Below are 11,963 nucleotides of genomic sequence, written 5' to 3'. Positions count from 1 at the left end.
GACGCTCGCTGTGTCGGGCGCGCGCTTCGAGAGGAAAGCCCTCCACACGCTATCCAGATGCTAGGACTATTTAAAAAATTTAAGGACGGTTTTGCCAAAACGGTGGCCTCGATCAGCGCGACCACACGCGGGCTCTTCGGTGGGCGCAAAATCGATGCGGCCTCGCTCGATCAACTCGAAGAAGCGCTCTACACGGCGGACTTTGGCGTCGAGACCACGACCGAGATTTTAGACGAAATCCGCGCCGCCTATCGCAAGGACCCCGCGCTCCAGGGCGCCGCTGCGGCACAGATCGGCGCCGCCGTGCTCGCCCGCGTGTTGGCCGGATCGGAGGGCGCGCTGCCCACTGCGGTCGAAGCGGCGGCTGGCGTGGCCGGAGGTGACGCAGGCGAAACGGCTGCGCAGTCGGCGGGCGGCGCGGGAGGCGAGGGCGCGCCGACCGTCATTGCGCTGATCGGCGTCAACGGCTCGGGCAAGACCACGACGACGGCCAAGCTCGCCTGGCGGCTACAACAGGAAGGCCAGCGCGTGACGCTTGCCGCGTGCGATACCTTTCGCGCCGCGGCGGTCGAGCAGCTCAAAAGCTGGGCGGAGCGGCTCGATCTCGACCTCGTCGCCAGCCACACGGGAGCGGACGCCGCCGCTGTCGCCTACGACGCCTGGGCGGCGGCCAAGGCGCGCGGCAGCGACACGCTCATTGTCGACACGGCCGGTCGGCTCCACACCAAGAGCAACCTCATGGAGGAGCTGGCGAAGATCGCGCGTGTGCTGCAAAAGCACGACCCCAGCGCGCCGCAGCATCGCTGGCTCGTGGTCGACGGCTCGCTGGGCAGCAACTCGATCGAGCAAGCCCGCGTGTTTCACAAACACTTCGGCCTGACGGGGCTCGTCCTCACCAAGCTGGATGGCACCAGCCGCGGCGGCGCCATCGTCGGCATCTGGCGCGAACTGCGGCTGCCGATCTACTTCGTAGGCCTCGGCGAACAGCCCGAAGACCTCCAGCCCTTCTCCATAGAAAACTACACCCGCGCCCTCTTCGGATAAAGGGCGCAGTCAGCTACCACTGCGCGGGAGGGCGGCCCTACGCGGGCAGCGGTGGCGGGGCGCCACGTGCCATTCAATTTGCGATTTTGCCGCGTGCGCTGCGCGCCCGACCAAAATCGCAAATTTAAGGTTCTTCCCCCAGTCGCGTTGCGAGGGGCGTAGCCCCGTTCTATTCGGCGAGCCGCTTGTTGGCGGCTCGTCAAGTGCGTCAGCCCGCGCGCGAATGAAGCGGGAAACCCATTGGGGCGCGACGAAAGGGGTTACGGGTTAAGCCGGCCTTTGATCGTGCATTTCCAACTGCGCCGCTTGTGTGTCGGGCCTTCTGCCCGACACACAAGCGGCGCAGTAAATGGGTGCAGGCACCGCCTGCCGCCCCACGCGTAGTGGCGTTCGTTGAACGACTCACTTTGCGTACCGCGCTTTCAGCAGGTTGAGGATGAAGGCGTTTGCCTGCCATTGGTCGGCCAGCGGTTGGCGCGTGTAGGGCAGGGTGGGCATGTAGTCGGGCGGGCCGAACTCGGCGGTGATGCCCAGCTGCGCCTTGCCTTGCGTGCGGTGCTGCGCGACTACCGCATCCCACCAGTGCAGGTGTTGCTCCAGGACGTTTTTCCACTCTGGCGCGGCGGGGTCGTTCACCTGCGGGCCGTGCGGATGGCCCACGCGGGCGTGGATGTGCGCGGTGCGGCTCAGGGCGAGCGCGACGGCCTCTTGCTGGTCGCGCAGCATCGACTCGTGCACGTTGCACCAGTGCGAGATGTCGAGCGTCAGCGACAGGTGCCCGATTCGCTCCAAAAACTCCTTCGTGATGTGCGCGGCAAAGTTGAAGCGGCTGCGGTGCGTCTCGTGGTAGATCGGGATGCCGGAGGCGCGGCTGAGCGTTTCGGCCAGGTCGAGCAGCGCCTTGTTTTGCTCAAAGCTGTAGTAGTCCTTTCCCGTCTGGGAGTTGATGTAGTCGGGCTTAAACGGGAGCGCTTCTTCCAGGACTGTTTTGTAGCCCTGCGTGTGTGTGGGGTATGTGGGGTCGCCCCAGTAGCCGCAGAGTATCCCGAGCGCCAGCCCGTGCTCGCGCAGGGCCGCCGTCATGCGTTCGCGCTCTTCATGCGAAGAGGGCAGCGCGGTTTCCACACCGTCGTAGCCGGCCTGCTTCACCTTCTGGCAAAAAGCGTCCCAACCCCAGTTGGCGGCCATCCCCCAGCTCGTGCAGTAATACTTGATCGAAAAGCCATCACGTGTGCCGTGCGGCAGAGTTTCGTTTTGGGGAGCGGCAGTCATAATTTTACGGCCGGTGGCCGCCGCCAATTACCTCGCGGCCAGAGTGGCGCGCGCAAGTTCTTCTTCCCTGCTGGTGCAGGGAGCGGGCCTGATTGTCGGCCGCGCCGCCAGCGAAGGAGATTAAACTGACGAGGCGGCAACGACGCCCCGCAAAACAAGTCAGTCGAGGACTGCGAAGGTGTAGCGGGGGCGGCTGCTCAGGTCGTTTACAAATTCGTAGTGGGCGAAGCCCGCGGCGGGGAGCAGCTCGGCAAGCGCGGCCTGTTGGGCGATTCCGGTTTCCATGGCGAGCAATCCGCCGGCTGTACGCACGCCGTCGCCTGAATTCTCGGCAGTGTGGCTCGCTGTGGCTTCATCGGGCTTGGTCAAGTAGCGCGGCGCGTCGCTCACGATTTTTCGGATCGCCTCCAGGCCCGCATCATCGCCCGGGGTCAGCGCGATTTGGGGCTCGTAGTCGCGCACTTCGGGTAGCGACTCAGCGACCTCGGCTACAGAGAGGTAGGGCGGATTACTCACGATCAAATCAAAAAAAGGGGGGGGCTGTGTGGCGGCCGAGTTCCCGTTTTCAAAAACCGAAAACCAATCGGATTGGGCAAAGGTTACGCGGTCGCTGAGGCCGTTTTGCTCGGCATTTTCGCGGGCAAGCGCGAGCGCGTCGGCGCTCGCGTCGAGGGCGAGGACTTGCGCCTCCGGCCAGTGTTTGGCGAGTGCCAGCGCAATCGCGCCCGAGCCGGTGCCGAGGTCGAGAATCCGGCGCGGCGGCGACAGGTGCGGTAGCCCTGGCGGCGACAAGTGCGACAAGTGTGGCGGTGGTGCAGCGCGGGGCGCGCCCAAGCGCTCGGTGAGCAGGGCGACGAGGTACTCCGTCTCGGGGCGGGGGATGAGGGCGCGTGGATCCACCTTGAGCGTGAGGCCGAAAAACTCGGTCTCGCCTACGATGTATTGCAGTGGCTCGCGCCGCGCTCGGCGGCGCAGCAACCCGCGGATCGTCTCCAGCTCGCGCTCCATCAGCGGTCGCTCAAACTGCATGTAGAGCTGCATGCGCGGCAGGCCGAGCGCGTGGCCGATGAGGTGCTCAGCATTGAGCCGCGGATTTTCGATCCCGCGTCCGGCGAGGAAGTCGCTGCTGTGCTTCAGGATTTCTAAAACCGTGCGCATGGAGGGGGGGGCGTTTTGCTAGAGGCTCAGGCGGGCGATTCACCGCGGTTGATGGCGGCGAGTTTTTCGGCGTGGTCGGCGTGTTGCAGGGCGGTGAAGAGCTCGTCGACTTCGCCCGCGAGGATTTGCGGCAGGCTTTGCAGCGTCAGGCCGATGCGGTGGTCGGTCACGCGGTTTTGCGGAAAGTTGTAGGTGCGGATCCGCTCGCTGCGGTCGCCCGAGCCGATCTGGCTTTTGCGCTCACTGGCGTATTTGGCGCGCTCTTCTTCTTCGCGGCGTTGCAGCAGGCGCGAGCGCAGGACGGTCATCGCGCGCGCTTTGTTTTTTATCTGCGAGCGCTCGTCGGCGCATTGGACGATCAGGCCCGTGGGTTTGTGGAGGATTTGCACGGCAGAGTCGGTCGTGTTGACGCCTTGGCCGCCGGGGCCGCTGGCGCGCGAGATGGTGATTTCGAGGTCTTCGGGGTCGATCTGCACGTCGACCTCCTCGGCTTCGGGGAGCACGGCTACGGTCACGGTCGAAGTATGGATCCGCCCGTTGGCCTCGGTCACCGGCACGCGCTGGACGCGGTGGACGCCGCTCTCGTACTTGAGCTGTTTATAAACGTCGCTGCCGCTGATCAGGAAGATCACTTCCTTAAAGCCGCCGCGGTCGGAGCCGCTGCTGCTCATCACCTGCACGCGCCAGCCGCGCGTCTCGGCGTAGCGCGAGTACAGCCGGTAGAGGTCTGCGGCGAAGAGGCTGGCTTCGTCGCCGCCGGTGCCCGCGCGGATCTCCATGACGGTGTTGCGCGAGTCGCTGGGGTCGGGCGGGATCATCGCGCGCAGGATTTCGTCGTGCAGCGCGGCGGCCTCCGCGTGCATCGTGAGCAGCTCGCCGAGCGCGAGTTCGCGCAGCTCGGGATCGGCGCGCGAATCGCTTTTCAGGGCCTCGGCCTCGGCGATGTTGGCGAGCAGTTTTTGGTAGCGCGCGTGCGCTTCGACGAGCTCGTGCAGGCGCTGGTGCTCGCGCGAAATGTCGGCGGCGGCGCGCGGGTTATTGTAAAACGCGGGGTCGGCCATCTGCGCGGCGAGCTCGTCATGACGTTGCTGAAAGGGGGCGAGGTCGGGCAGAGAGGGCATGAGGAAAAGGCGCGTGAGGGAAAGTGCAGCAGACAGATTAATGAAAGAAGTTCGGTCCGAGGATCGGCCGTTGTTTCAGGACGAGGGAAGCTGGCAGATTTGCGAATTGCGCGCAGTGAAAAACTGCGGTTCCTCTGCGCGGCACGGGCGCCATGCCCCTGCGCAAGCACGCTGGCCCGGGCGCGTGAGCCGCCCACCCAAGCCCGCGTGCCGCGCGGCCGCCCGCCTCGGCGCAACCGCTCGCGCGCTCCCTCTGCCTGCCCATTTGCAATGTCCACGACACTTTTCACTCAAAACACGATAGCCTGCATCTGGGACTTCGATAAGACACTCATCCCCGGCTACATGCAGGCACCGCTTTTTAGGCGGCACGACGTGGGCGAGGCCGCCTTCTGGGCCGAGACCAACGCGCTGGTCGAAAACTACCGGCGGCGCGGCTACCGGCTCTCCGGCGAGATCAGCTACCTGAACCACATCCTCACCTACGTGCTCGCGGGCCGCTTCGGCCGGCTCAACAACCGCCAACTGCGCGAGTACGGCGCGGAGATCGCGTTTTACCCCGGGCTGCCAGACTTCTTCGACCTCGCCAAAACCTATGTCCGCGAAAAGCCCCTTTACCAAAAACACGAGATCGAGCTGGAGCACTACATCGTGAGCACCGGCCTCGCCGAGATGATCCGCGGCAGCGCCATCGCGCCCTATGTCGAAGACATCTGGGGCTGCGAGTTTATCGAAAGCCCGCTGCAACCCGGCTTCATGACCCAGGGCGAAATCCCGCTCAGCGACGATGCCGTCATCGCGCAGATCGGCATGGTCATCGACAACACGACGAAGACCCGCGCGCTGTTTGAGATCAACAAAGGCACCAACAAAAATCCCGACATCGACGTAAACGCCTACCTGAGGCCGGAAGACCGGCGGATTCCATTTCAGAACATGCTCTACATCGCCGATGGGCCCAGCGACATCCCGAGCTTTTCGGTGGTCAAAAGCGGCGGGGGCCGCTGCTACGGTGTCTACAACCCCGAGCACAGCGGCGAGTTTGAGCAAAACGACCGGCTCCTCCAGGCGGGCCGCATCCACGGCTACGGCCCCGCCGATTATCGCGACGGCAGCAGCACCGCCCGCTGGCTAAAGCTGCACATCCAGGCGATTTGCGACCGGATCGTCAGCGACCGCGAAGCGGCCGTCGCCAGCAAGGCCACCCGCCCGCCGCGCCACCTCACCGAAAGCCCCGAAGAAGAAGCCGCCAAACTCCGCTCCAGGCACGCCCCGAAGCAGGCCGACCTGGGGCTGTGAGCTGTGCCAGTTCGATCAATTCTACGCTCGCGCGACACGATGCAGCATCGCTGTTCGCTGCCCTGATAACGCAGGGGCCAGCCTTGGCCGCGTGTACTTGGGCAGCAGCCGAGGCGCCAAATAAAAGGGCCGAAGACCGCGGCCCCTTGACCCCAGCTTTTGGCGCGCCAAAGTGCGGCCCATGCAGACCGTCGCCAGAGTTCTCAAAGTCGGAGATCGGCAGGCTGTGCGCCTGCCCAGCGAGCTCAAGCTCAAGGCCAAGGAGCTCGTCCTCGAAACGCGCAAAGATGGGGTGATCCTGCTTTACGATCCGGTACAGCGCGAACGCTATGAGGCAGACCGCCGCAAGGCATTCCGCGAGCTGTGCGAGCTGCCCCCGTTACCCGCAGGCTTCGAACTTGAGCGGCCATGATCGCGCGCATCTACCTGCCGGATACCAATCTGATTTCCCAGTTTCTGCTGGGGCGTGACGTCCGATTATGTGAGCGGGTGGAGAAGTACGCCGAGCAGCTCTACCTTTCTGCCATCGTCTGGTCAGAGCTCCGCTACGGAGTCGAAAAGAGCGGGAACCTGCCCCGACTGGTGATACGCTTGGCGAAGCTGCGGGAGAAGTTTCCCGAGGTGGAAGCTTTTGATGAGCATGCGGCATGGTGGGCGGCCAATGTGCGCGCGTACTTGGCTAACCTGAAGCCCAACGCCCAGCCGATCGGCTATGCGGATTGTCTGCTCGCGGGGCACGCGCTCGCGCTTGGGGCGACGATCATCACTCACAACACACGCGAGTTTTCCCGCGTGCCGCACCTGGAAGTCGAAGACTGGCAACTCGCCTGAGTCGCGGGCGGCATGGTAGCCGGCAGGTGACTTGGCTCAGTGGCATAAGCGGTGGGGCGCGGTCTCCCGAAGTTGACGGAGCGGGCAGTGGGCGCGACGAATGGCGGTTGAGTGAGCCTGCTATTTCATATCCCGCCTAACCTGGTCGCAGCCGCCGCGCGCAATGCCGTGCCGCTGCGCGTTGACGTCGATCTAAGCCAAGCACCGCCACCCGAGCAGCTCCCCGCACTCGCACTACTGCAACGTTGGACACACGGAGATGCGGAGCCGCCCAAACTGATCCAGCTCAGCCGCATGCAGCTCCGCGAGCTCGTCGCCGCTGCGGGCGGGCAACCGATCTTCCTCTACAACGGCGAGCGCAGCGCCTGGCCGCGGCCCGAGCTGCTCGAAGAGCCCTCCTCCGGCGCTCAGCCAGGCACCGCTACTCAAGGCCGAGGCCGCAGCTCGTTGCCCAGTCGGCGAAGCGGAAATTCTGAATCCGGTAAATCCGCCGGACGCAGCCCAGCGGCACCGCGCCCGGACGAGGAGGCCGAAGACCTCGTGGGCACACTGGATGGCAGCGAGCATTTCCTTTCGGTCAGCCTGCCCTCGCGCGAGCACCCCTGCTACCGCTCGCTGCTGGAGTTTTTAAAAGCCAACGGCTTCAGCCTGGAGCCCTCGAACCGCCGCTGGTGGCTGCGCGACCGGCACAAGGTGCTAAACCTGCTCGCCACTCAGGGCCACCGCCTTCGCGAGAACTTCGACCTCGAAGAGACGCCCAACTTTACCGCGCGCACAGCGCACCTGCGCGAAGCCCAGGTCAACGCGACCGTCGAGGAAAGCGGGCCTGACGACTTCGTCCTCAACCTCGACCTCGCGGCGGGCGGCGCCCCCGAAGCCGAGCTGCGCAGCGCGCTGGCCACAGGCCGCCACTACATCGAGCACGGCGGGCGCATCTACCTCTTCGACGAAGCGCGGCTCGCCAAACTCGCCGACGCCCAGCAGGCCCTCGCTACCGCCGCCAGCCAACGTCAGGCCGGCCCCGCCGCGCACAGCACACTGCGGATCTCGCGCGAGCGCGTACCGCAGGCCCAGGACATCCTCGACGAGCTCGCGCCAAACTTTCGCCCCACCGACGAGTGGGAGCGCCGCAGCCGCGCCCTGCGCGAGCTGAGCCGCCTGCCGCCTGCGCCCGTCCCGCCCGAGCTTCAGGCCACGCTGCGCCCTTACCAGCGGCTCGGCGTCGCTTGGCTCTGGTATCTGCAAGAGCAACGCCTCGGCGGCGTACTCGCCGACGAAATGGGCCTTGGAAAAACGCTCCAGGCCCTCGCGCTCCTCGCCGCGTTGACGGCATCTGCAAAAAATAATGGCGCAGCGCCCCAGCCCGCGATTGATGGCGCGGCCGCGGCCCTGTCGCCAGCGGGCGACACGCCCAAAAAAGCGGGAGCGCGCCCACGCGGCGGCCAGCGCGCGCACAAAGTAAAACCGCCCTCGGCGGGGGCAAAGGCCCTCGTCGTCGCGCCTGCCTCGCTTCTCGAAAACTGGCGCCGCGAAGCGCAGCGCTACACCCCACAGCTCCGCGTCCTTGTTCACCACGGCGTCAACCGCCTGCGCAAGGCCGAGGCCTTCGCCGCGCACGAGCTCATCATCACCAGCTACGGCACGCTCAGTCGCGACCGGAAACTCTTCGCCGAAGTCGAGTTCGCCTGTGCCATAGCCGACGAGGCGCAGCACATCAAAAACCGCCATTCGCAAAACGCCACCGCCCTGCGTGCCCTGCGCGCCGATACCCGCTTCGTGCTCACAGGCACGCCGCTGGAAAACTCGCTCGACGACCTGCGCTCGCTCTTCGCCTTTCTCATGCCCGGGCTGCTCCCCGCGCTCCCACTCGGGGCAGGCGCCGAAGACCGCGCCTGGCACGATGCGCAGACCCGCCACGCCACCGCGCCCTACATCCTGCGCCGTACAAAAGCCGCCGTCGCCCCCGAGCTGCCGAAGAAAATCGAGCAGACGATCTGGTGCGAGCCCACGCCCGCCCAAGCTGCCCTCTACCGCCAGTGGCAGGAGACCAGCGAGCGCGAGCTCATCGACCTCGCCGCGAGCGGTGCGAGCGAAGGCCGCCTGCGGCTTGCCACGCTGACCCAGCTCCTGAGGCTGCGCCAAATCTGCTGCGACCCACGGCTCGTCTCTCCGCAAGCGCACCGCGCCGCCGATTCGGCCAAACTCGCCGCGCTGCTTGAGCTCCTGGAAGAGGCGATAGACGACGGCCACCGCGTCCTCGTGTTTTCCCAATTCACCTCGCTGTTCGCGCTGTTGCGGCCCGAGCTCGACCAGCTCGGGATCGCCCACGCGTACCTCGACGGCACGATGAACGCCACCGAGCGGCAGCGCGAAGTCGACCGCTTCCAGCGCTCGCCCGACATCCCCGTATTCCTGCTCTCGCTGCGTGCGGGCGGCACCGGCCTCAACCTCACCGCAGCCGACACCGTCGTGCACCTCGACCCGTGGTGGAACCCTGCTGTCGAAGCCCAGGCGACCGACCGCGCCCATCGCATCGGCCAGACCCGCACCGTCACCAGCTACAAACTCATCTGCAGCGGCACCGTGGAGGAGAAAGTCCTCGCGCTTCAGGAGGAAAAACGCGCCGCGCTGGCCGATGTCTTTGAAGCGAGCGACGCCGCCAACGCCCGCCTCTCGCTCAGCGACCTGCGCTCGCTGCTCACTGCCGAATGACGGGAACGCCGCCGCGTAATCTTGCACCCGCTTTGAACTGACGCGCGGCCAGCGAGCCGCGCGCCAAGAAAAATGGGGCGAAGCCCCCCTTGCGGTGGGGAGAAGGAAGCGTAGCGTCCGCGTCCCAAATGGAACTTGTGAAGCATTGGGCGGCTCGCCTCGACGATTACGTGATCGACCTCGCCTGGTCGCCGGACGGAGCGCAGCTCGCCGCAGCTTCAGCCGCTGGCCCGGTCGCCCTCTACGATGCGCAGAGCGGGACACTCCAGCACCAGCTCGCAGCGCACGACGAAGGTACCAACTGCATTGCGTGGCAGCCGCTCGCGGCGCGCGCCCTTGAGCAAGGAGCCGCAGCCCACGCCCCCGCGCCGATTCTCGGCACTGGCGGACAGGAGCCCCGCGTTAAACTTTGGGATGCGGGCGTGGGGCAGCACATCGCCACCGCCGAGCTCGGCGAAAAAAGTGGCGAGTGGGTCGAGCACCTCGCCTGGCAGCCGCGCTCCGAGAGTGATACGACTGGCGCCGCCGTGTGTGCGGCAGCGTCGGGGCGGCAGCTCCATCTTTTGCGTGCCGATGGCTCGGTCCTCCACCGTCTCGCTCCTGCCCCCAAGTCGATCTCGGCGCTGGCTTGGTCGCCCGACGGCACCCGCCTCGCCAGCGCTTACTTTGGCGGTGTGCAGCTCTGGGACTCCCACGCGCTCGCCTTGGAAAAGGAGCTGCCCTACGCAGGCGGCATTCAGGCGCTCATCTGGTCGCCCGATGGCCGTTGGCTCGTCTCCGGCAACCACGATCCGAGCGTACACCTTTGGCAACCCGCCGCCGACCTTGAGCTGCAAATGAGCGGCTACGAAACCAGGGTGGGCGCACTCGCCTTTGATCCCGGCAGCCGCTGGCTGGCGACCAGCGGCAGTACCGATTGCTGCGTGTGGGATTGCTCCGGCCCGGGCCCCGAGGGGCGCGAGCCCGCCATGCTTAATCACGGTGCGCGGCTCTGCGCGCTCGCCTTTCAAAACAGGAGCGGCGGTCTGCTCGCCGCGGGCTCCGAAGACGGCGCCGTCAAGCTCTGGAGCATCGGCGGCGCGCCCAATCCCTCCCGCTCCTCCCGCTCCTCCGGCCCCCTGCGCGCCACCGTGACGATGCCCGCAGTCGCGACCAAGCTCGCCTGGTCGCCCGATGACTCCCTGCTCGCCATCGGCACTCGCGATGGCACGCTCTACACCCTCCGCTACCGCGCCTAGTGCCGCGCTCGCATCCACGCACCCCACTGCGCCTCCTGTTTTTTTGTTGGAAAAATGCCCTACGACCGTCGCCAGTTTTTAAGCAAGAGCCTGCTCGGCACAGCAGGGCTGCTACTCGTCGGCAGCAGTCCGCCGCTCCTCGGAGCCCCCGCGCCCGCGAAGGCCGGAGAGCAGACCTACACCATAAAGAAAGGCGATACGCTCTCGCGCATCGCTAGCCGCCACGGCATCCCGCTCGTCACGCTAAAAACCCGCAACCAGCTCTCGGGCGACCGGATCCTCGTCGGCCAAAAACTCGTCATCCCTGCCAAGCCCAGTGCGGTAAAAGCCGCCGCCGCCAATCCTCCCGCTACCGCGCGGGCCAGCGTCCTTGCCACAAGCAGCCTCGCCGAAGTCATCGCCGCCAGCGCACCCTTGCGGATCGACCGCCAACGCTGGCGGCACATCGTCTTGCACCACAGTGGCATCGAGCGCGGTAGCGCCAAAACCTACGATGCCGAGCACCGCCGCCGCGGCATGGAAAACGGGCTTGCCTACCACTTCGTCATCGGCAACGGGCGCGACTGCCCCGAGGGCCAGATCGACATCGGCCCGCGCTGGCTCAAGCAACTGCGCGGCGGCCACGTGCGCGACAGCCACGTAAACGACACCGGCATCGGCATCTGCTTGGTGGGCAACTTTGAGCAGCGCGCGCCCAGCCCCAAACAACTCGCCGCCACCTGGGCCCTCATCGACTGGCTGCGCCGCGGTCAAATCAACCCCAAGCACACGATCACCGTGCACCGCTGGGTCGACCGCAACCACACCGTCTGCCCCGGCCGCCACTTCCCCTTCGCCGAACTCAAACGCCGCTACAAGCTCAGCTAAGGGGGCAAATGAAACGGTCGAAGACTCCACTGCGCGTGGGGCGGTGGCGTGGCGCCACGTGCCATTTAATTTGGGAATCGGCCCCGCCGCTACGCGGCGAAACACGATTCCCAAATTTGCCTCTCTGTCGCGTTGCGACAGGACTGGAAGCATCGAATGCGGATAGAGCGGGAGCCCATTTGGGCGGATTTCTCGGGTTAACGAGCAAACCTCTGGCACGATTCCCTGCCGCACCAATTGATACACACCTTAAATGGGTGCAGCCAAGACAGGCAGGTTGGTGGCGGCGCGCACGCTTTCGACATCGGCGGCAAAGCTTGCGGCTTCGGCGGGCGTCATGCGTGGACGTCCGGCACGGCGTAGGAGCCGCTGGGGATCAGCTCTGCGGGAAGCGTTGGCAGGGCTGCGTGTGAGGCGGGAT

General features: G+C 65.9%; 10 protein-coding genes. 7 read left to right on the top strand and 3 right to left on the bottom strand.

From position 1 onward, the window contains the following. Positions 1-57 precede the first annotated feature (57 nt). On the top strand, positions 58-1,044 hold the full coding sequence (gene ftsY, locus AXK11_RS00070) for a signal recognition particle-docking protein FtsY (RefSeq protein ID WP_068628117.1): 987 nt from the start codon (positions 58-60) through the stop codon (positions 1,042-1,044). Positions 1,045-1,446: 402 nt separating this feature from the next. Here the strand turns inward: ftsY and AXK11_RS00065 are convergent, their stop codons facing one another. The 3 genes from AXK11_RS00065 to prfA form a co-directional block, all read right to left on the bottom strand. Beyond that, positions 1,447-2,316, bottom strand: coding sequence for a sugar phosphate isomerase/epimerase family protein (locus AXK11_RS00065; protein ID WP_068628115.1), 870 nt, complete (start codon positions 2,314-2,316; stop codon positions 1,447-1,449). Between the two features lie 159 nt (positions 2,317-2,475). Beyond that, on the bottom strand, positions 2,476-3,474 hold the full coding sequence (gene prmC / locus AXK11_RS00060; protein ID WP_068628113.1) for a peptide chain release factor N(5)-glutamine methyltransferase: 999 nt from the start codon (positions 3,472-3,474) through the stop codon (positions 2,476-2,478). 26 nt (positions 3,475-3,500) lie between these two features. Then, positions 3,501-4,595, bottom strand: coding sequence for a peptide chain release factor 1 (gene prfA / locus AXK11_RS00055; RefSeq protein WP_068628111.1), 1,095 nt, complete (start codon positions 4,593-4,595; stop codon positions 3,501-3,503). A 270-nt stretch (positions 4,596-4,865) separates the two neighbouring features. Between prfA and AXK11_RS00050 the strand changes: the two genes are divergently transcribed. From AXK11_RS00050 to AXK11_RS00025, 6 genes are all read left to right on the top strand, one after another. Then, positions 4,866-5,894: an HAD family hydrolase gene (locus tag AXK11_RS00050; RefSeq protein WP_068628109.1), complete on the top strand. Its 1,029-nt coding sequence runs from the start codon at positions 4,866-4,868 to the stop codon at positions 5,892-5,894. Positions 5,895-6,075: 181 nt separating this feature from the next. Beyond that, complete coding sequence (locus AXK11_RS00045; RefSeq protein ID WP_068628107.1) at positions 6,076-6,306, top strand: AbrB/MazE/SpoVT family DNA-binding domain-containing protein; 231 nt, start codon at positions 6,076-6,078, stop codon at positions 6,304-6,306. Then, positions 6,303-6,725 carry a type II toxin-antitoxin system VapC family toxin gene (locus tag AXK11_RS00040; protein WP_068628105.1) on the top strand — a complete coding sequence of 141 codons (423 nt, stop codon included), beginning with the start codon at positions 6,303-6,305 and terminating at the stop codon, positions 6,723-6,725. Before AXK11_RS00045 ends, AXK11_RS00040 begins: the two co-directional genes overlap by 4 nt. 111 nt (positions 6,726-6,836) lie before the next feature. Next, the gene (locus AXK11_RS00035; RefSeq protein WP_231865701.1) at positions 6,837-9,437 is read left to right on the top strand and encodes a DEAD/DEAH box helicase; all 2,601 of its coding nucleotides are present in this window, start codon (positions 6,837-6,839) and stop codon (positions 9,435-9,437) included. Positions 9,438-9,565: 128 nt separating this feature from the next. Continuing rightward, positions 9,566-10,675 carry a WD40 repeat domain-containing protein gene (locus AXK11_RS00030; RefSeq protein WP_068628103.1) on the top strand — a complete coding sequence of 370 codons (1,110 nt, stop codon included), beginning with the start codon at positions 9,566-9,568 and terminating at the stop codon, positions 10,673-10,675. A gap of 54 nt (positions 10,676-10,729) precedes the next feature. Beyond that, positions 10,730-11,542 carry an N-acetylmuramoyl-L-alanine amidase gene (locus AXK11_RS00025; protein ID WP_068628101.1) on the top strand — a complete coding sequence of 271 codons (813 nt, stop codon included), beginning with the start codon at positions 10,730-10,732 and terminating at the stop codon, positions 11,540-11,542. The last annotated feature ends 421 nt before the right edge of the window (positions 11,543-11,963 follow it).

Origin of the sequence: Cephaloticoccus primus (assembly GCF_001580015.1) — a bacterium.
GTDB lineage: Bacteria > Verrucomicrobiota > Verrucomicrobiia > Opitutales > Opitutaceae > Cephaloticoccus > Cephaloticoccus primus.
The sequence above is the reverse complement of the archived record's forward strand: the minus strand, read 5'-3'. Positions and strand labels throughout refer to the sequence as shown.